The sequence below is a fragment of the Kitasatospora sp. NEAU-CNBT7 genome, assembly GCF_057220535.1.
The window spans coordinates 1-19,835 of the sequence record NZ_JBXQQB010000039.1; the positions used below are offsets into that span (position 1 = coordinate 1).

The window sequence follows — 19,835 nt, forward strand, 5'->3', positions numbered from 1 at the left end:
CCCCTGCCGCTGTCCGGCCGGGCCCGGCCGGGACCCCCGCCCGTTCTGGGCACGGCGCCCGCACTCCTATGCTCGGCACATGGACCAGACCGAGGTACTGAAGCGGGTCATCGGCATCCTGACGCAGGCCGGAGCGTGGATTCACGAACCCGAGGAGCCCACCGACCCCGAGCTCGACGGCGGGCCGGGGGTGGTGACCCAGCTGCTGAACGACGTCATGCCCACCATCACCATCCCGGCCGAGGCGACCGCCGACGAGATCGGGCCGCTGCTCAGCGAGGCGCTCGGCGGCCGGATCCTCCAGCTCTCCTCGGCCTTCGCGATGGCGTTCTGGGAGCTCGCCGAGGTCCACGACAGCGGCCGCACCGACATCTCCTCCCAGGACGTCCTGCGCGAACTCGCCCTCCGCGCCGAGACCGACCCGGACTGACCCGGGACCGGCGGTACCGTCCGAGGTCGGGACGGGGCCGGCACGGGAACAGCGACCGAAGCGACCGAAGCGACCGACGGCAGGAGTTGGCCGAACGGACCTCCCCGCAGCGGGAGGCCCCTGCCCGGGTCGCTGTCCGGGCCCGCCGCGGGAGAGGGGAAGCTCTCCCGCGGCGGGCCTGCGCGATCCGCTCAGGCTGTCGGCAGGATCCGGGACACGTGGATCCGCGGCGGATGCCGCCCCTCGTCCGCCACGTACTCGCTCAGCCCTTGGTCCCGTCGCAGCGGCGACGAGTGCATCCCGGGCGGGTGGGTCACCAGCCGCGCTCGCGCCACTCGGCGAGGTGCGGGCGTTCGGCGCCGAGGGTGGTGTCGTTGCCGTGGCCGGGGTAGACCCAGGCCTCGTCGGGGAGGACGTCGAAGATCTTCTCGTTGACGTCGCGGAACAGGCTGGCGAAGGCCTGCGGGTCCTTCCAGGTGTTGCCGACCCCGCCTGGGAACAGGCAGTCGCCGGTGAAGACGTGCGGGTGCCCCTGCGGGTCGTCGTAGACCAGCACGATCGCGCCCGGCGTGTGCCCGACCAGGTGGCGTACGGTCAGCTCGATCTGTCCGAAGCGCAGCTGCTCGCCGTCCTCGAGCAGCAGCTCGGTGGGGACGTCGATGCCCTCGGCGTCGATCCGGCCCGCGGCCGTCCGGGCGCCGGTGGCGGCGGCCACCTCGGCCAGCGCGCCCCAGTGGTCCTGGTGGCGGTGGGTGGTGACCACGGTGTCGAGCCGGTCGCCGACCGTCTCGAGCAGGGCCGGGGCGTCCGCCGCCGCGTCGATCAGCAGCTGGGTGTCGGTGGCCCGGCAGCGCAGCAGGTAGGCGTTGTTGTCGAACGGCCCGACGGCGATCTTGGTGATGATCAGGTGGGCCAGTTCCCGCACGTCCGGCGGGCCGCCGACCTTGACCGCTCCGTGGTACGTCATCGCGCCGCTCCTTGGTCCTGATGGTTGTTCATGGATCCGTTGTCCCCTGGCATGATGCCGCGTTCAGGCCATCGCGGGCAGCCGCGGCAGCACCGCGCGCGGGTCGGCGGCCTGTTCGCCGCCGAGGTGGACCTGGAGGCCGTCGCCGTCCGCCCGGCCGGAGAGCCATCCGGTGAGCGCGCGGACCGGGCCCTCGACGGTGAGCGCGGGCTCGCCCGGGCCGGGGCCGAGCCGCTCGCGCAGCCCGGCGTCGTCGGCGATCAGCAGCATGGCGGGGACGCCCTCGGCCGTGCGGAAGGCGTCGGACAGCTTCAGGAACTCGGCGGTGGCGAAGAATTCCGGCCAGTGCGCGGGGGTGTGCCCGGCGGCCAGGTCGACGTGGTGGTACTCGACCTCCGCCAGCCGCTTCCAGGGCAGCTCGTGGGCGGGGAACAGGTAGCCGGCCCGGTGCCGCAGCTGGACCTGCCAGGCCGCGTCGGGCAGCGTGGCGGCGGTCTCCATGAACCGGCGGTGGCTGGCGCGCAGGTCGGCGAGGTGCTCGTCGAGCGGCCGGGCGGCGCCGTCCCGGATCCCCTGCTCGCGGGCCTCGGCGGAGGCGTACTGCGGGATGTCCACCCCGGTGCGGGCCGTCTCCAGCAGGTTGACCAGGGAGTCCGCGTTGCGGGACAGGTGTGCCAGGACGTGTCCGCGGGTCCAGCCGGGCAGCGCGGAGGGCTCGTGCACGGCCTCGGGCTTCAGCTCGGCGACGCCGTGCAGCAGCTGCTCGGTGCTCTCCTCGACGGCGCGCAGCAGGTCGGCCGCGGTCCGGGCGGCGGTCGTCTCGGTCATGGGTGGCTGTCCTCCGATTGGCGCGTTCGGGGCGTTGCCCGTAGGGGCGGTCCGTCGTTGACAACCGTGACGCTACCCGTGATTCCGGCGCTGAGCAGGGCCTTCGGGCAGGTCGGAGCCGCGGGGCCGGTCGGCGCCTTCACTCGTTCGGGTGGACCGGGCTGGACAGGGTCGATAATCGAACGCCTGAGCTAGTAGGCTTCCTGGGGCAAGCTGGATGTATCAGCTGGACAGATCAGCCGGACGTCGCAGCTGTGAGCAGAGCCAGTTGGAAGTACCGCCTGTTGGACGTACAGCCTGACGGAAGTACCGCCAGCTGGAACCGACAGCCCCCTGGAAGAAACAGCCCGTCTCTCACGTTGGTCTCCCCGGAGGGGACACCAGAGACCTCTCCCCCGGAGAAAGGCGCCAGAAGCAGTGGCCGACCGCCTCATCGTCCGCGGTGCTCGCGAGCACAACCTCAAGAACGTCTCGCTCGACCTGCCGCGTGACTCCCTCATCGTCTTCACGGGCCTCTCCGGGTCCGGCAAGTCCTCGCTGGCCTTCGACACGATCTTCGCCGAGGGGCAGCGCCGCTACGTCGAGTCGCTGTCCTCGTACGCCCGGCAGTTCCTCGGCCAGATGGACAAGCCCGACGTGGACTTCATCGAGGGCCTCTCGCCGGCCGTCTCGATCGACCAGAAGTCCACCAGCCGCAACCCGCGCTCCACGGTCGGCACCATCACCGAGGTCTACGACTACCTCCGGCTGCTGTTCGCCCGGATCGGCAAGCCGCACTGTCCGCACTGCGGGCGCCCGATCGCCCGGCAGTCCCCGCAGGCCATCGTCGACCGGGTGCTGGAGCTCGCCGAGGGCACCCGCTTCCAGGTGCTCAGCCCGGTGGTCCGGGAGCGCAAGGGCGAGTTCGTCGACCTCTTCGCCGACCTCCAGTCGAAGGGCTACGCCCGCGCCCGGGTGGACGGCACCACGGTCCAGCTGACCGAGCCGCCGACGCTGAAGAAGCAGGAGAAGCACACCATCGAGGTGGTCATCGACCGCCTCACCGTCAAGGAGAGCGCCAAGCGGCGGCTGACCGACTCGGTCGAGACCGCCCTCAAGCTCTCCGGCGGCATGGTGGTGCTCGACTTCGTCGACCTCCCCGAGGACGACCCGGAGCGCGAGCGGATGTTCTCCGAGCACCTGTACTGCCCGTACGACGACGTCTCCTTCGAGGAGCTGGAGCCCCGCTCCTTCTCCTTCAACTCGCCGTTCGGCGCCTGCCCCGACTGCTCCGGCCTCGGCAACCGGATGGAGGTGGACCCGGAGCTGGTCATCCCCGACGAGGAGAAGACCCTCGACGAGGGCGCCATCCACCCGTGGTCGCAGGGCCACACCAAGGAGTACTTCCAGCGCCTGGTGGACGCGCTGGCCGGCGAGCTCGGCTTCCGCACCGACATCCCGTGGGCGGGCCTGCCCGCCCGGGCCCGCAAGGCGCTGCTGTACGGGCACAAGACCCAGGTCGAGGTCCGCTACCGCAACCGCTACGGGCGCGACCGCTCGTACACCACGTCCTTCGAGGGCGCGGTCCCGTTCGTCACCCGCCGCCACTCCGAGTCGGAGAGCGACTCCAGCCGTGAGCGCTTCGAGGGGTACATGCGGGAGGTGCCCTGCCCGGCCTGCTCCGGCACCCGGCTCAAGCCGGTGGTGCTGGCGGTGACGGTGCAGGACAAGTCGATCGCCGACGTCGCCGCCATGTCGATCAGCGACTGCGCGGAGTTCCTCGGCGCGATGCGGCTCACCGCCCGCGACAAGCAGATCGCCGAGCGGGTGCTCAAGGAGGTCAACGAGCGGCTGCGGTTCCTGGTCGACGTCGGCCTGGACTACCTCTCGCTCAACCGCGCGGCCGGCACCCTGTCCGGCGGCGAGGCCCAGCGGATCCGGCTGGCCACCCAGATCGGCTCCGGCCTGGTCGGGGTGCTGTACGTGCTGGACGAGCCGTCCATCGGCCTGCACCAGCGGGACAACCACCGCCTGATCGAGACCCTGGTCCGGCTGCGGGACATCGGCAACACGCTGATCGTGGTCGAGCACGACGAGGACACCATCAAGACCGCGGACTGGGTGGTCGACATCGGCCCCGGCGCGGGCGAGCACGGCGGCAAGGTGGTGCACTCCGGTTCGCTGAAGGAGCTGCTGAAGAACCCCGAGTCGCTGACCGGCCAGTACCTCGCGGGCAAGCGGTCGATCCCGATCCCGGCCGCCCGGCGGCCGCAGGACAAGCAGCGCCGGCTCACCGTGCACGGCGCCCGCGAGCACAACCTCAAGGACGTCACCGTCGGCTTCCCGCTCGGCACCTTCACGGCCGTCACCGGCGTCTCCGGCTCCGGCAAGTCGACCCTGGTCAACGACATCCTCTACACCCACCTCGCCCGCGAGCTGAACGGCGCGCGCAGCGTCCCCGGCCGGCACACCCGGATCACCGGCACCGACCTGGTGGACAAGGTGGTGCACGTGGACCAGTCGCCGATCGGCCGCACCCCGCGCTCCAACCCGGCCACCTACACCGGCGTCTTCGACCACGTCCGGCGGCTGTTCGCGGAGACCCAGGAGGCCAAGGTCCGCGGGTACCTGCCGGGCCGGTTCTCCTTCAACGTCAAGGGCGGCCGCTGCGAGAACTGCTCGGGCGACGGCACCATCAAGATCGAGATGAACTTCCTGCCGGACGTCTACGTGCCGTGCGAGGTCTGCCACGGCGCCCGGTACAACCGGGAGACGCTGGAGGTGCACTACAAGGGCAAGTCCATCGCCGAGGTGCTGGACATGCCGATCGAGGAGGCGGTCTCCTTCTTCGAGGCCGTCCCGGCCATCGCCCGCCACCTGCGCACCCTGCACGACGTCGGCCTCGGCTACGTCCGCCTCGGACAGTCCGCGCCGACCCTCTCCGGCGGTGAGGCGCAGCGCGTCAAGCTCGCCTCCGAGCTGCAGAAGCGTTCCACCGGCCGGACGGTCTACGTGCTGGACGAGCCGACCACCGGTCTGCACTTCGAGGACATCAGCAAGCTGATCAGGGTGCTCGACGGGCTGGTGGAGAAGGGCAACACCGTCATCGTCATCGAGCACAACCTCGACGTCATCAAGACCGCGGACTGGGTCGTCGACATGGGTCCCGAGGGCGGCAGCGGCGGCGGCAGCGTGGTCTGCGAGGGCACCCCCGAGGAGGTCGCCGCGGTGCCGGAGAGCCACACCGGCAAGTTCCTCCGCGACATCCTGGGCGACCTGCCGGTCCAGGCGGCCCCGGCGAAGGCGGCCGGCCGGGCCGCCGGCGCCAAGGCGGCGGGCGCCAAGTCCGCGGCCGGCAAGGCGGCTGCGGCCAAGCCGGCCCGCAAGCGGGCGGCGGCCGCCAAGAAGTAGCCGCCCGGGCGGTCCCGCCCCGGCAGCCCGGCCCGGCCCCGCCCGGTGCGGCCCTGCCCGGGCAGGGCGGGCACGAAGCGGTACGCGGTGTCCCGGTGGCCCGCCCCGGCTGGTCCCAACCGGGGGGGGCCCCTCCTCGTCCGGGTATGGACTGCCCGCCGACCCCGACCCCGCAGAGACCGGAGCGCCCGATGTCCGAGGCCAACGACAGCCACGCCGCCCCCTCCCGTCGCACCCTGCTGTGCTGCGCCGCCGCCGTGCTGGCGGCCGGTTCGACCGTCGCGGTCTCCGGCTGCGCCTCCTCGGACGGCGACTCCCAGGGCTCGACGGGCTCCGCCGGCGCCCCGGTCGACCTGGGCGCCGCCGCCGACGTCCCGGTGGGCGGCGGCAAGGTCTACCGCGACCAGCGGATCGTGGTGACCCAGCCGGAGGCCGGCCAGTTCAAGGCGTTCAGCGCCAAGTGCACCCACGCGGGCTGCGTGGTCGACCAGGTGAAGGGCGGTCAGATCCTCTGCCCCTGCCACGGCTCCAAGTTCGCCATCGCCGACGGCGCGGTCGCGGACGGTCCGGCGCCCACCCCGCTGCCCGCGTACCCGGTCACCGTCCAGGACGGCAAGCTCCAGGTCACCCGCGGCTAGCCCGGGTCCGACCCTTCCCGCCGGGCGCGCGACGCTCCCCCCCGCCGCGCGCTGATCCGACGCGGACGGCCGGACCCGGCCCGGCACCCGGGGCGGTGTCCCGGTGCCCGCACCCCCGTGGCGGGCACCGGGACCGTCGGTGTCGTCCGGCGTCGACAGGCCCAAGTCTGGGTGCTGCGGCGGAGGTTGCCCAGGCCTTTCAGCGGTGGCCGAAAGGCCCTCGCTGGACGGCCGTTCGGGTACCCGGTCACAATGGCCGCAGCGCCGGGGCGGGGTGCCCGCGGGCGGCGGGGGAGGGCGGCAGTGTTACGGATCCACTTCACCACCGGCGATCTGATCCGCACCCGGTTCACGGCCACCGCCGGTCCGCTGGCCGAGACCTTCAACAGCCTCTACCAGCCCGACCGCGCGGACCGCGCGGACCGTGCGCACGGAGGCGGCCACGACCTGCCGTTCCGCCCCTGGCGCCGGCGGCTGGCCGGCCGGGCGGACGAGGCGAGCCGGCCGCTGTGGACGCTGACCGGCCCGGGCCCCTGGCTCGACGTCGCCGCGCTGACCGGCACCGATCCCTCCGTCGAGGTCGGACTGCAGACGCTGCTCGGCGCCCCGGACGCGCTGGTGCGCAGCGAACTGGAGCACGTGGCGATGCCGCGCGCCGACCGCACCTGGCTGGCCGGTCTGACCGGCGGCGACCTCGACGCGCGCCGGCTGCTCGCCGACTCCCTGCACGCCGCCTACCTGGACCGGATCGGTCCGTACTGGGACCGGATGCGCGCCCACCTGGACGGGGTCCGGGCCGACTGGGCCCGCACCCTGGTCGACCACGGGATCGAGCGGCTGCTGGAGACCCTGTGCCCGGGTGTGGTGCGGTGGCGGGCCCCGGTGCTGGAGGTCCGCTTCCCGCGGGAGCTCGACCACCGTCCGGCGGGCCGCGGGCTGGTGATCACCCCGATGGTGTTCCTGCCGGGCGGCCCGGAGCTGCTGTTCGACCCGGCCGACGAGACCGTCCCGGCCACCCTGCTGGTGCCGACCGTCCGTGACCCGTTGGTCGGGGCCGGGCTGTGGGAGGAGCCGGGCCGGGGCGGGGAGCCGCCGTTGGCCGCGCTGCTGGGCCGGACCAGGGCGGCGGCGCTCGGGGCCGTCGCCCAGGGCTGCTCCACCACCGAGCTGGCCCGCCGTCTCGCGGTCTCGCCCGCCTCCGCCTCGCAGCACACCGCGGTGCTGCGCAACGCCAACCTGATCACCACCCGCCGCCGCGGCGGCGCGGTGCTGCACACCCTGACCCCGCTGGGCGCGGAACTGCTGCACCGCGGCGGTGCGGCGCACTGATCCGGGAGGGGGGAACCGGTCGACCGGCGGGCCCCGGCGGCGAGAAGTGGATCAGGCCACGGAGTGTCCTCGCCAATCGGTAGGGTGATTGCCATGGCTGACCCGTCCACCTACCGTCCGGCACCCGGCGCGATCCCGGTCTCACCGGGGGTGTACAAGTTCCGCGACGCGCACGGGCGGGTCATCTACGTGGGCAAGGCGAAGAGCCTGCGGCCGCGGCTGTCCTCCTACTTCCAGGACATCGCGAACCTCCATCCGCGCACCGCGACCATGGTCACCACCGCGGCCTCGGTGGAGTGGACGGTGGTCGGCACCGAGGTGGAGGCGCTCCAGCTGGAGTACTCCTGGATCAAGGAGTTCGACCCGCGCTTCAACGTCAAGTACCGCGACGACAAGAGCTATCCGGAGCTCGCGGTGACGCTGAACGAGGAGTTCCCCCGGGTCCAGGTGATGCGCGGGGCGCACAAGAAGGGCGTGCGCTACTTCGGCCCGTACGGCCATGCCTGGGCGATCCGCGAGACGGTCGACCTGCTGCTGCGGGTCTTCCCCGTCCGCACCTGCTCCAACGGCGTCTTCAAGCGCGCCCAGCAGGTCGGCCGCCCCTGCCTGCTGGGCTACATCGGCAAGTGCGCGGCGCCCTGCGTCGGCAAGGTCTCGGCCGACGAACACCTGGCGCTGGCCGAGGAGTTCTGCGAGTTCATGGCCGGGCGCACCGGTGGTTTCCTGCGCCGCCTGGAGCAGCAGATGCAGCAGGCGGCCGAGGAGATGGAGTACGAGCGGGCGGCCCGGCTGCGCGACGACATCGGGGCGCTGCGGCGCGCGATGGAGAAGAACGCGGTGGTCCTCGCCGACGGCACCGACGCCGACCTGCTGGCGCTGGCCGAGGACGAGCTGGAGGCTGCCGTCCAGATCTTCCACGTCCGCGGCGGCCGGGTCCGCGGCCAGCGCGGCTGGGTCACCGACAAGGTCGAGGACGTGGACACCGCGGCCCTGGTCGAGCACGCCCTCCAGCAGCTGTACGGCGCCGGTACCGAGCCGGTGCCGCGCGAGGTGCTGGTGCCGGAGCTGCCGGAGCCGGCCGGTCCGGTCCGCGAGTGGCTGTGCGGTCTGCGCGGCGGGCAGGTGGACCTGCGGGTCCCGCAGCGCGGTGACAAGAAGGACCTGATGGCCACCGTCGGCCGCAACGCCCAGCAGGCGCTCGCGCTGCACAAGACCAAGCGCGCGGGCGACCTCACCACCCGCAGCCGGGCGCTGCAGGAGATCGCCGACGCGCTGGAGCTGGACTCCGTGCCGCTGCGGATCGAGTGCTTCGACATCTCGCACCTGCAGGGCGAGGACGTGGTGGCCTCGATGGTGGTCTTCGAGGACGGCCTGGCCCGCAAGAGCGAGTACCGGCGCTTCCAGATCAAGGGCTTCGCCGGCCAGGACGACGTCCGCTCGATGCACGAGGTGATCACCCGCCGGTTCCGCCGCTACCTCCAGGAGCGCGAGCAGACCGGCGAGTGGGCGGTCCCCGAGCAGGACGAGGACGAGAGCCCGCTCGGGACCGTCACCGACATCCCCGCCGACACGGGCACCCTCGCCGAAACGGGCACCCCGATCGACACGGGCACCCTCGCCGACACCGACTCCCCGATCGACACCGACACCGCCGGCCCGCTCGGGGAGAACGGCCGCCCGCGCCGGTTCGCCTACCCGCCGCAGCTGCTGGTGGTCGACGGCGGCCGGCCGCAGGTCGCCGCCGCGCAGCGGGCGCTGGACGAGCTGGGCATCGACGACGTCGCGCTGTGCGGCCTGGCCAAGCGGCTGGAGGAGGTCTGGCTGCCCGGCGAGGAGGACCCGGTGGTGCTGCCGCGCAGCAGCGAGGGCCTCTACCTGCTGCAGCGGGTCCGTGACGAGGCGCACCGCTTCGCCATCCGCTACCAGCGCACCAAGCGCTCCAAGCGGCTCACGGCGGGGGAGCTGGACTCCGTCCCGGGGCTCGGCGAGACTCGCCGCCAGGCCCTGCTCAAGCACTTCGGTTCGCTGAAGCGGCTGCGCGCGGCCACCGTGGACGAACTGTGCGAGGTCCCGGGCATCGGCCGTCGCACGGCGGAGACTGTTGCGGCAGCGTTGGCCTCCCGTACACCCGCCACATTCGCGGTGAACACCGCCACGGGCGAGATCATTGACGACAGTGTTGAGCCTGACCGCGCCGGCCGGGGACCGGCCGGCGCACCCCAGGAGACGCCATGACGGCCGACGTCGCCCGTCAACACCGTGTCCGGGACCTGCCCCGACGGGGTGAGCCCGGGAAGCCGGACGGCCTCGGGCGCGTTCTCCACAGCAGAACCATCGAGAGCGGGGATCCGAAGTGACTGTGTCGAGTACGGGCGAGACCGGACCGGAGCTGGTGATCATCTCCGGCATGTCCGGAGCCGGCCGTAGCACCGCCGCGAAGTGCCTGGAGGACCTGGGCTGGTTCGTGGTGGACAACCTGCCGCCGGCCCTGATCCCGACCATGGTCGACCTCGGCGCGCGCTCCCAGGGCGCGGTGCCCAGGATCGGCGCGGTGGTCGACGTCCGGGGCCGGACCTTCTTCGACGACCTGCTGACCTCCCTGGAGGAGCTGGAGAAGCGCGGGGTGCGGCTGCGGGTGGTGTTCCTGGAGTCCTCCGACGAGGCGCTGGTCCGCCGCTTCGAGTCGGTCCGCCGTCCGCACCCGCTGCAGGGCGACGGCCGGATCGTCGACGGCATCGAGCGCGAGCGCGACCTGCTGCGCGAGCTGCGCGGCGAGGCCGACCTGGTGATCGACACCTCCAACCTCAACGTGCACCAGCTGCGCGCCAAGCTGGACGCCCAGTTCGCCGACCACGACGAGCCCGAGCTGCGGGCCACCGTGATGTCCTTCGGCTTCAAGTACGGCCTGCCGGTCGACGCCGACCTGGTGGTGGACTGCCGGTTCCTGCCGAACCCGCACTGGGTCCCCGAGCTGCGGGCCCGCACCGGCACCGACCCGGACGTCGCCGAGTACGTGTTCAAGCAGCCCGGCGCGCAGGAGTTCCTGGACGGCTACACCGATCTGCTGCGGGTCATCACGGAGGGCTATCGCCGCGAGGGGAAGCGCTACATGACTCTTGCCGTAGGCTGCACCGGTGGCAAGCACCGCAGTGTCGCCATGTCGGAGCGGCTGACCAAGCGTCTGATCGCGGACGGTGTGGAGACGGTGCTCGTCCACCGCGACATGGGCAGGGAGTGACCGGCCGGGAGTGACAGCAGCGCCCCGTCCGTCGCTCACAGGAGCATGAGACAGGAACATGGGGTCGGTGTGACGGGATACTCGCCAGCGCGGCAGCTCCAGCACAGGCCTTCCGAGCGGGCCCAGGCGACCGGGCCCGCCCAGGCCGGGCAGAAGCCCCGCCCGGGCGCGCCCAGGATCACCGCCCTCGGCGGCGGCCAGGGCCTGTCGGCCTCGCTGTCCGCGCTGCGCCGGCTGACCAACGAGCTGACCGCCGTGGTCACCGTCGCCGACGACGGCGGCTCCAGCGGCCGGCTCCGCAGCGAGCTGGGCGTGCTGCCCCCGGGCGACCTGCGCAAGGCGCTGGCCGCGCTGTGCGGCGACGACGACTGGGGCCGGACCTGGTCCGAGGTGATCCAGCAGCGGTTCACCGGCAACGGCGGCCTCGGCGGCCACGCGGTCGGCAACCTGCTGATCGTCGCGCTGTGGGAGAAGCTCGGCGACCCGGTCGAGGCGCTGAACTGGGTCGGCCGGCTGCTGAACGTCCAGGGCCGGGTGCTGCCGATGTCGGCGGTCCCGCTGGACATCGAGGCCCAGGTGCGCGGCCACGACCCGGCCCGCCCGGCCGAGGTCTCGGCCGTCCGCGGCCAGGCCAGTGTCGCGGTCACCCCGGGGACGGTGCTCTCGGTGCGCCTGCTCCCGGACGAGCCGCCGGCCGTGCCGGAGGCCGTCTCGGCGGTGCTGGAGGCGGACTGGGTGGTGCTCGGCCCCGGCTCCTGGTTCACCAGCGTGCTGCCGCACCTGCTGGTGCCCGAGCTCGCCAAGGCGCTGATCGGCACCCGGGCCCGTCGGCTGCTCACCCTCAACCTCGCCCCCCAGCCGGGCGAGACCGAGGGCTTCACGCCGCAGCGCCACCTCGACGTGATAGCCGACCACGCCCCCGACCTCGCGGTGGACGCCATCCTGGTGGACGAGCGCGCGGTCACCGGAGGGGCGTTCGGCCTGGCCGACCTGGCCGGGCTGGAGAAGGCCGCCGAACGGATGGGCGCCGCACTGGTGCTCGACCGGGTGGCCCGGGCGGACGGGTCACCGCGACACGACCCGGAGCTCTTGGCGGCTGCGTACGACCGGATTTTCCGGACACATGGAAGGATCGGCCCATGGCGATGACGGCAGCGGTCAAGGATGAAATCAGCCGGCTCCCCGTCACCCGGGCCTGCTGCCGCAAGGCGGAGGTCTCGGCGATCCTGCGGTTCGCGGGCGGCTTGCACATTGTGAGCGGCCGCATCGTGATCGAGGCGGAGCTGGACACCGGCATTGCGGCGCGGCGGCTGCGCAAGGACCTGCTGGAGATCTTCGGGCACTCCTCGGATCTGGTGGTGATGGCCCCCGGCGGGCTGCGCCGCGGCAGCCGGTACGTGGTGCGGGTGGTCAAGGACGGCGAACTGCTGGCCCGGCAGACCGGGCTGGTGGACGGCAGGGGGAGGCCCATCCGCGGGCTGCCCCCGGCGGTGGTCTCGGGCGCGACCTGCGACGCGGAGGCCGCCTGGCGCGGGGCGTTCCTGGCGCACGGCTCGCTCACCGAGCCCGGCAGGTCCTCCTCCCTGGAGATCACCTGCCCCGGTTCGGAGGCGGCGCTGGCCCTGGTCGGCGCGGCCCGCCGGCTCGGCATCCCGGCCAAGGCCCGCGAGGTCCGCGGGGTGGACCGGGTGGTGATCCGGGACGGCGACGCGATCGGCGCCCTGCTCACCAGGCTCGGCGCGCACGAGTCGGTGCTGGCCTGGGAGGAGCGCCGGATGCGGCGCGAGGTCCGGGCCACCGCCAACCGGCTGGCCAACTTCGACGACGCCAACCTGCGCCGCTCGGCCCGCGCGGCGGTCGCGGCCGGCGCCCGGGTGCAGCGGGCGCTGGAGATCCTCGGCGAGGAGGTGCCCGAGCACCTGGCCGCGGCGGGGCAGCTGCGGATGCAGCACAAGCAGGCCTCGCTGGAGGAGCTGGGCGCGCTCGCCGAGCCGCCGCTCACCAAGGACGCGGTGGCCGGCCGGATCCGCCGGCTGCTGGCGATGGCCGACAAGCGCGCGGCCGAGCTGGGGCTGCCCAACACCGAGGCCAACCTGACCGAGGAGATGGCCCTCAGCTGAACCGCTCTTCATAGCACACGCGCCGCGAGGGCACCGGAGGACCCCGGTGCCCTCCGTGCTGCCCGGGCGCCCCTTGGTGCCGTCTCACGCCGGAGAGGCGATGTGCCCAGGGCAGCGCCGGGAGGGTAGGGTCGTTCCTGGTCGGGGACTTCCCATTTCCACTTCGCCGGCAGTGTCCGGCGTACCTTAGAGGAGATCGGTTCGTGACGATCCGGGTAGGCATCAACGGATTCGGCCGCATCGGCCGCAACTTCTTCCGTGCGGTCAAGGCTCAGGGCGCGGACATCGAGATCGTCGGTGTCAACGACCTGACCGACACCAAGACCCTGGCGCACCTGCTGAAGTACGACTCCATCCTGGGCACCCTGCAGTCCGAGGTCTCGCACACCGCGGACAGCATCACCGTGGACGGCAAGACCTTCAAGGTCATCGCCGAGCGCGACCCGGCCAACCTCCCCTGGGGCGAGCTGGGGGTCGACATCGTCATCGAGTCCACCGGCATCTTCACCAAGGCCGACCAGGCCAAGAAGCACGTCACCGCCGGTGCGAAGAAGGTCATCATCTCGGCGCCCGCCACCGACGAGGACGTCACCATCGTGATGGGCGTCAACGACGAGAAGTACGACGCCGCGAAGCACACCGTCATCTCCAACGCCTCCTGCACCACCAACTGCGTGGCGCCGCTGGCGAAGGTGCTGAACGAGAACTTCGGCATCGTCAAGGGTCTGATGACCACCGTGCACGCCTTCACCAACGACCAGGTCACGCTGGACTTCCCGCACAAGGACCTGCGTCGCGCCCGTGCCGCGTCGCTGAACATCATCCCGACCTCCACCGGTGCCGCCAAGGCCACCGCGCTGGTCCTGCCGGAGCTGAAGGGCAAGCTGGACGGCACCTCGCTGCGCGTCCCGGTCCCGACCGGCTCGATCACCGACCTGGTCGTCACGCTGGAGCGCGAGGTCACCGTCGAGGAGGTCAACGCGGCCTTCCAGAAGGCGTCCGAGGGCTCCCTCAAGGGCATCCTGCAGTACACCGAGGACCCGATCGTCTCCTCCGACATCGTGAACTCGCCGTTCTCCACGATCTTCGACTCCCTGATGACCATGGTCCAGGGCAACCAGGTCAAGGTCTTCGGCTGGTACGACAACGAGTGGGGCTACTCCAACCGCCTCGTCAACCTGACCACCCTCGTCGGCGGCCAGCTCTGACCCGCGGCAGCCGCGTGATGTGAGAGGCAGGGCCCGGTCGGCGAACTCGCCCCCGGGCCCTGCCTCTGCACCGCCGCCCGGGTACTGTTCGCGCCCGGGCGGCCCGTATCGCCGAGCTCCCTCACCGCTGCTCCGGCGGCCCGTCGCCGTGCCGCTGCCTCATGCACCACCTTCTCCCCGGGAGACCGAAGACCGTGAAGACCATCGAAGACCTTGAGGTCGCCGGCCGGCGGGTGTTCGTCCGCGCCGACCTGAACGTGCCGCTGTCCAACGGCACGATCACCGACGACGGCCGGATCCGCGCCGTCGCCCCGACCATCGCCAAGCTGCTGCAGGCCGGCGCGAAGGTCGTGGTCGCCTCCCACCTGGGCCGTCCCAAGGGCGAGCCCGAGCCGCAGTTCTCCCTCGCGCCGGTGGCCGTCCGCCTCGGCGAGATCCTCGGTACCCCCGTGTCCTTCGCGACCGACACCGTGGGCGAGAGCGCGAAGGCCACCGTCGCCGCCCTGGCCGACGGCGAGGTCACGCTGCTCGAGAACCTGCGCTTCAACGCGGGCGAGACCAGCAAGGACGACGCCGAGCGCGGCGCCTTCGCCGACCAGCTGGCGGCGCTGGCCGACGCGTACGTGGGCGACGGCTTCGGTGCGGTGCACCGCAAGCACGCCTCGGTGTACGACCTGCCGGCCCGCCTGCCGCACGCCGTGGGCGACCTGATCGCGACCGAGGTGGGCGTGCTCAAGCGCCTCACCGAGGAGGTGGAGCGCCCGTACGTGGTGGTGCTCGGCGGATCCAAGGTCTCCGACAAGGTCGGTGTGATCGACAACCTGCTGGGCAAGGCCGACCGGATCCTGATCGGCGGCGGCATGGCGTACACCTTCCTCGCGGCCCTCGGCCACGAGGTCGGCATCTCGCTGCTGCAGAAGGACCAGATCCCGACCGTCCTGGAGTACCTGGAGCGGGCGAAGGCCAACGGCGTCGAGTTCGTGCTGCCGGTCGACGTCTCGGTCTCCGCGAGCTTCCCCGACCTGAAGACCTTCGCCCCGGTCGAGGACTTCGAGGTGGTCGACGCGGACCGGATCCCCGCGGACAAGGAGGGCCTGGACATCGGCCCGCGGACCCGGGAGCTGTTCGCCGCCAAGCTGGCCGACGCCAGGACCGTGTTCTGGAACGGCCCGGTCGGCGTCTTCGAGCACCCGGCCTTTGCCGAGGGCACCAAGGCGGTCGCGCAGGCGCTGCTGGACAGCGAGGCGTTCACCGTCGTCGGCGGTGGCGACTCCGCCGCCGCCGTCCGCATCCTGGGCTTCGACGAGACGAAGTTCGGGCACATCTCGACCGGCGGTGGCGCAAGCCTCGAGTACCTGGAGGGCAAGACCCTCCCCGGTCTCGCCGCCCTGGAAGGCTGATCGCATGAGCACGCGTCTCCCGCTGATGGCGGGCAACTGGAAGATGAACCTCAACCACCTCGAGGCCATCCAGCACACCCAGAAGCTGGCGTTCGCGCTGGCCGACAAGGACTACGAGGCCGTCGAGGTCGCGGTCCTGGTCCCGTTCACCGACCTGCGTTCGGTGCAGACCCTGGTCGACGGCGACAAGCTGAAGGTCAAGTACGGTGCGCAGGACATCTCCGCGCACGACTCCGGTGCCTACACCGGTGAGATCTCCGGCCCGATGCTGGCGAAGCTGAAGTGCACCTTCGCGGCGATCGGCCACTCGGAGCGCCGCCAGTACCACGGCGAGAACGAGGAGATCGTCAACGCCAAGGTGAAGGCCGCCTACCGCAACGGCATCACGCCGATCCTGTGCGTGGGCGAGCCGCTGGAGATCCGCAAGGCGGGCACCCACGTCGAGTACACCCTGGCCCAGCTGGACGGCGCACTGGACGGGGTCCCGGCCTCGGACGCCGGGTCCGTCGTGGTCGCGTACGAGCCGGTGTGGGCGATCGGCACCGGCGAGGTGGCGACCCCGGAGGACGCGCAGGAGGTCTGCGCGGCGATCCGGGCCCGGCTCGCCGAGCTGTACTCCGCCGAGCTGGCGGACAAGGTCCGGGTGCTGTACGGCGGTTCGGTGAAGTCCTCCAGCGCGGCCGGCCTGATGGCCAAGCCCGACGTGGACGGCGCCCTGATCGGCGGTGCCTCGCTGGACGCCGACGAGTTCGTCAAGATCGTGCGGTACCGTGACCAGGCAGTAGGCTAACGCCGCCGCAGCAACGTAGGCTTTGGGGCCGGACCGCTTCCACGCGGCCCGGCCCCTTCGCCGAAGATACGAGAGAGTTGGTCCCGTCGTGGTTCTCGGGTTCTCGATTGCCCTGATCATCCTGAGTCTGCTGATGATCCTCCTGGTGCTGCTGCACAAGGGGAAGGGCGGCGGCCTGTCCGACATGTTCGGCGGTGGCGCGATGTCGACCGGCGGCGGATCCGCCGTGGCCGAGCGCAACCTGGACCGGATCACCATCCTGGTGGGCGCGGCCTGGTTCGTGTGCATCGTGGTGCTCGGCCTGGTGCTCAAGTACAAGAACTGAACCGGCTTCCCCGCGGATCTGACGAGGTGTCGCCGCGCCGCCTATCCTGGTAGGGCCCGGCGGTGGAGGCGGTGGTGGCAGATCCTTAACTCCCGCTTACACTAGGACGACTTCGCCACCGTCCGCAGGCCGCGGCCGGGCGGCAGTGGGTCCCGGCCGCAGTCCGGGCCGGATCCAGGGCATCGGTCGAGGTCGCATCGCATCAGCACGCAGGGAGTCAGACCGTGGCAAGTGGCAACGCCATCCGAGGCAGCAGAGTCGGCGCCGGCCCGATGGGCGAGGCGGAGCGCGGCGAGTCCGCCCCGCGCAACCGGATCTCCTTCTGGTGCGCCAACCGGCACGAGACGCGGCCCAGCTTCGCCGCGGAGGCGGCCATCCCGGACACCTGGGACTGCCCGCGCTGCGGCTTCCCGGCCGGCCAGGACGAGGACAACCCGCCGGCCCCGGCCCGCAACGAGCCGTACAAGACCCACCTCGCCTACGTCCGTGAGCGTCGCACCGACGCCGACGGCGAGGCGATCCTCGCCGAGGCGCTGGCCAAGCTCCGTGGCGAGATCTGAACACACGTCACCTTCGCGAAGAGGGGCCGGACCCGGTGGGTCCGGCCCCTCTTCGCGTTCCCGCGCCCTGATCGGTGTCTCCCGGGCCCCGCCGTGTCGGTTTGACGGCGGGGCCCCTCTTCCACCACCATTCCACTAACTACTTAGTGGAATGGTGGTGGAAGTGCTCGACTACCGGATCGACCGTCGCAGCGGCGTGGCCACCTACCTCCAGATCGTCCAGCAGACCGAGCACGCCCTGCGGCTCGGCCTGCTCCGGCCCGGCGACCGCCTGCCGACCGCCAAGGAGGTGGTGGCCGCCACCGCGGTCAACCCCAACACGGTGCTCAAGGCGTACCGGGAGCTGGAACGGCGCGGCCTGGTCGCACCCAGGCCCGGCCTCGGCACCTTCGTCCTGCGGTCGCTGGCCCACCAGGAGGCCGCCGCCGACTCGCCGCTGCGCGCCGAGCTGGCCGGCTGGGCCTCCCGGGCCCGGGCCGCCGGGCTGGCACGGGACGACGTCGAGGCGCTGGTCGCGTCCGTGGTCGACGAGGAGTACCAGGCCCGCCCGCAGGGTGGGGCCCAAGCACAGGAGGGGAACCCATGAACGCTCTGTACCCCGACGGGTCCGCCGACGGCGGACCGACGGCGGTGGAGGTCAGCGGCCTCGGCCGCCGCTACCACCGCGGCTGGGCGCTGAAGAACTGCTCCTTCCGGATCCCGGCCGGGCGGATCTGCGCCCTGGTCGGACCGAACGGTGCCGGCAAGACCACGCTGATGTCGCTGATCGCCCAGCTGCTCGCCCCCACCGAGGGCCGCGCCGAGGTGTTCGGCCACCCGCTCGGCGACCCCGCCGTCCGCGGCCGGATCGGCTTCGTCGCCCAGGACAAGCCGCTGTACCCCGGCTTCACCGTGGCCGAGACGCTGCGCCTGGGCCGGGAGCTGAACCGCAGCTGGGACCAGGCCAAGGCGGAATGGGTGGTGGCCCAGGGCAAGGTGCCGCTGACCGCCCGGATCGGCACCCTCTCCGGCGGCCAGCGCACCCGGGTCTCGATGGCGCTCGCCCTCGGCGCCCTGCCCGAGCTGCTGATCCTCGACGAGCCGATGTCCGACCTGGACCCGCTCGCCAGGCACCAGCTGATGGGCCTGCTGATGGCGGAGGCCGCCGATCGCGGCATCACCGTGCTGATGTCCTCGCACGTGATCGCCGAGCTGGAGGACTCCTGCGACTACCTGGTGCTGCTCTCCGAGGGCGGCGTCCTGCTGGCCGGTGACATCGAGGAGATCCGCGACGCCCACCTGCTGCTGGTCGGCGACGACGGCGCCGAGGCCCCCGCCCCCGAGCGGGTGGTCGAGCTCAGCCGCACCGGCCGCCAGATCACCGCCCTGGTCCGGACGGACGGCCGGACGCCGGCCGGCTGGGAGGTCAACCACCCCACCCTGGAGGAAGTCCTGCTCGCCCACCTGCGTTCCAGCGCGGTGCCCGCGCTGCTCACCGCCGAGGCCCGTCCCGCCGATCGGACGGTGGCGGCATGAGCACCACTCTCGCACCGACCCGCGCCGCCGCCCGCCCCTCGCGCCTCGCGCCGCGCGGCATCTGGTGGCTGATGTGGCGCCAGCAGCGTCTGGCGGTCCTGCTCTGGCTGGTCGCGGTGGTGGCCGCGGCCGCGGTCGTCCCGTTCCTGCGCGCGGCCATGGTGGACTACATCGACAGCCACCACATCGCGGGCTGCGCGATGATCACCTCGGACCCGGCCTGCCAGGGTGAGGGGATCCAGCAGGCCGTCGACGGCTTCCGGACCAAGTACACCCCGTTCCTGCAGGCCATGGGGCTGCTGCTGACGGCCCTGCCGGCCGGGCTCGGCCTGTTCGTCGGCGCCCCGCTGCTGGCCCGGGAGTACGAGAGCGGCACCTGGCGGCTGGTGCTCGGCCAGAGCGTGACCCGCTCCCAGTGGCTGCGGGCCAAGGTCGCCTCGGTCGCGGTGCCGGCGCTGCTCGGCACCGCCGCGCTGATGGGCCTCTACCGGTGGATGTGGCTGCCCTCGGCGAACTTCGTCTCCGGGGTGGGCTGGTCCGGGATCTTCTTCGGCTCCGGCGGGCCGGTGCTGATGGCGACCACCCTGCTCGCCCTCGCGGTCGGTGCCACGGCCGGCGCGCTGGTCCGCCGGGTGGTCCCGGCGATGGGGGCCACCTTCGGCGTGGTGCTGGTGCTGCAGTACCTGCTCTCCGAGGTGCGGCCGTACCTGGTGCCGAGTCAGGTCCGGATGGTCTCCCGCTCCGAACTGCCCAACGACGTCTGGGGCTTCGGCCAGGGGTTCATGACCTCGGGCGGCAAGCGGCTGCCGTACGACCTGTGCTCCAACTCCGCGGACTACGCCGACTGCCTGGCCAAGGCGGGCAACGCCCGCGAGTTCAGCGACGTCCACGTCGCGGCGGACTACTGGCCGCTGCAGGGCGTGGAGTCCGCGCTCTGCCTGGCGCTGGCCGCCGCCCTGCTGGGCTACCTGTCCTGGCGGACCCGCAAGGCGGACTGACCCGGCACCCGGAGCACGGCAGGAGGCGGGGGGGAGGGGAAGAAAGCCCCCCCCCCCCTTGGTTTGGGTCCTCCCCATAGGCCTACCCCCCCGACCCTC

Annotated in this window: 18 protein-coding genes; 16 read left to right on the top strand and 2 right to left on the bottom strand. The window is 72.3% G+C overall.

From position 1 onward, the window contains the following. The first annotated feature begins 79 nt into the window (after window positions 1-79). On the top strand, window positions 80-430 hold the full coding sequence (locus tag AC2TEW_RS33320; protein ID WP_484627009.1) for a hypothetical protein: 351 nt from the start codon (window positions 80-82) through the stop codon (window positions 428-430). 313 nt (window positions 431-743) lie between these two features. Here the strand turns inward: AC2TEW_RS33320 and AC2TEW_RS33325 are convergent, their stop codons facing one another. Both AC2TEW_RS33325 and AC2TEW_RS33330 read right to left on the bottom strand, forming a co-directional pair. Beyond that, a complete protein-coding gene (locus AC2TEW_RS33325) occupies window positions 744-1,397 on the bottom strand; it encodes an MBL fold metallo-hydrolase (RefSeq protein WP_484627010.1) in 654 nt (217 codons plus the stop codon). A gap of 63 nt (window positions 1,398-1,460) precedes the next feature. After that, complete coding sequence (locus tag AC2TEW_RS33330) at window positions 1,461-2,225, bottom strand: maleylpyruvate isomerase family mycothiol-dependent enzyme (RefSeq protein ID WP_484627011.1); 765 nt, start codon at window positions 2,223-2,225, stop codon at window positions 1,461-1,463. A 417-nt stretch (window positions 2,226-2,642) separates the two neighbouring features. Between AC2TEW_RS33330 and uvrA the strand changes: the two genes are divergently transcribed. The 15 genes from uvrA (at window position 2,643) to AC2TEW_RS33405 (ending at window position 19,736) form a co-directional block, all read left to right on the top strand. After that, window positions 2,643-5,615, top strand: coding sequence for an excinuclease ABC subunit UvrA (uvrA, locus tag AC2TEW_RS33335; RefSeq protein ID WP_484627012.1), 2,973 nt, complete (start codon window positions 2,643-2,645; stop codon window positions 5,613-5,615). A gap of 191 nt (window positions 5,616-5,806) precedes the next feature. Further along, window positions 5,807-6,253: a Rieske (2Fe-2S) protein gene (locus tag AC2TEW_RS33340; protein WP_484627013.1), complete on the top strand. Its 447-nt coding sequence runs from the start codon at window positions 5,807-5,809 to the stop codon at window positions 6,251-6,253. Between the two features lie 303 nt (window positions 6,254-6,556). After that, the gene (locus AC2TEW_RS33345; protein WP_484627014.1) at window positions 6,557-7,582 is read left to right on the top strand and encodes an ArsR/SmtB family transcription factor; all 1,026 of its coding nucleotides are present in this window, start codon (window positions 6,557-6,559) and stop codon (window positions 7,580-7,582) included. Window positions 7,583-7,675: 93 nt separating this feature from the next. Beyond that, complete coding sequence (gene uvrC, locus AC2TEW_RS33350) at window positions 7,676-9,817, top strand: excinuclease ABC subunit UvrC (RefSeq protein WP_484627015.1); 2,142 nt, start codon at window positions 7,676-7,678, stop codon at window positions 9,815-9,817. 172 nt (window positions 9,818-9,989) lie between these two features. Continuing rightward, window positions 9,990-10,820 (top strand): RNase adapter RapZ, encoded by an 831-nt coding sequence (gene rapZ / locus AC2TEW_RS33355; RefSeq protein ID WP_484627064.1) that lies wholly within the window; start codon window positions 9,990-9,992, stop codon window positions 10,818-10,820. A gap of 45 nt (window positions 10,821-10,865) precedes the next feature. Next, the gene (locus AC2TEW_RS33360) at window positions 10,866-11,969 is read left to right on the top strand and encodes a gluconeogenesis factor YvcK family protein (protein ID WP_051812263.1); all 1,104 of its coding nucleotides are present in this window, start codon (window positions 10,866-10,868) and stop codon (window positions 11,967-11,969) included. Next, window positions 11,960-12,940, top strand: coding sequence for a DNA-binding protein WhiA (gene whiA / locus AC2TEW_RS33365; protein ID WP_033820147.1), 981 nt, complete (start codon window positions 11,960-11,962; stop codon window positions 12,938-12,940). Before AC2TEW_RS33360 ends, whiA begins: the two co-directional genes overlap by 10 nt. 203 nt (window positions 12,941-13,143) lie before the next feature. After that, window positions 13,144-14,148, top strand: a complete 1,005-nt coding sequence (gene gap / locus AC2TEW_RS33370; protein WP_484627016.1) for a type I glyceraldehyde-3-phosphate dehydrogenase — start codon at window positions 13,144-13,146, stop codon at window positions 14,146-14,148. A 194-nt stretch (window positions 14,149-14,342) separates the two neighbouring features. After that, window positions 14,343-15,548 (top strand): phosphoglycerate kinase, encoded by a 1,206-nt coding sequence (locus AC2TEW_RS33375; RefSeq protein ID WP_484627017.1) that lies wholly within the window; start codon window positions 14,343-14,345, stop codon window positions 15,546-15,548. A 4-nt stretch (window positions 15,549-15,552) separates the two neighbouring features. Continuing rightward, window positions 15,553-16,338, top strand: coding sequence for a triose-phosphate isomerase (tpiA, locus tag AC2TEW_RS33380; RefSeq protein ID WP_484627018.1), 786 nt, complete (start codon window positions 15,553-15,555; stop codon window positions 16,336-16,338). Between the two features lie 88 nt (window positions 16,339-16,426). After that, window positions 16,427-16,663: a preprotein translocase subunit SecG gene (secG, locus tag AC2TEW_RS33385; RefSeq protein ID WP_033820151.1), complete on the top strand. Its 237-nt coding sequence runs from the start codon at window positions 16,427-16,429 to the stop codon at window positions 16,661-16,663. Between the two features lie 224 nt (window positions 16,664-16,887). Continuing rightward, the gene (locus tag AC2TEW_RS33390; RefSeq protein WP_082526474.1) at window positions 16,888-17,223 is read left to right on the top strand and encodes an RNA polymerase-binding protein RbpA; all 336 of its coding nucleotides are present in this window, start codon (window positions 16,888-16,890) and stop codon (window positions 17,221-17,223) included. Between the two features lie 151 nt (window positions 17,224-17,374). Beyond that, window positions 17,375-17,809, top strand: a complete 435-nt coding sequence (locus tag AC2TEW_RS33395; protein WP_484627019.1) for a GntR family transcriptional regulator — start codon at window positions 17,375-17,377, stop codon at window positions 17,807-17,809. Further along, window positions 17,806-18,738 carry an ABC transporter ATP-binding protein gene (locus tag AC2TEW_RS33400; protein ID WP_484627020.1) on the top strand — a complete coding sequence of 311 codons (933 nt, stop codon included), beginning with the start codon at window positions 17,806-17,808 and terminating at the stop codon, window positions 18,736-18,738. Before AC2TEW_RS33395 ends, AC2TEW_RS33400 begins: the two co-directional genes overlap by 4 nt. Beyond that, window positions 18,735-19,736, top strand: a complete 1,002-nt coding sequence (locus tag AC2TEW_RS33405) for an ABC transporter permease (RefSeq protein ID WP_484627021.1) — start codon at window positions 18,735-18,737, stop codon at window positions 19,734-19,736. The genes AC2TEW_RS33400 and AC2TEW_RS33405 overlap by 4 nt, the downstream gene beginning before the upstream one ends. Window positions 19,737-19,835 lie beyond the last annotated feature (99 nt).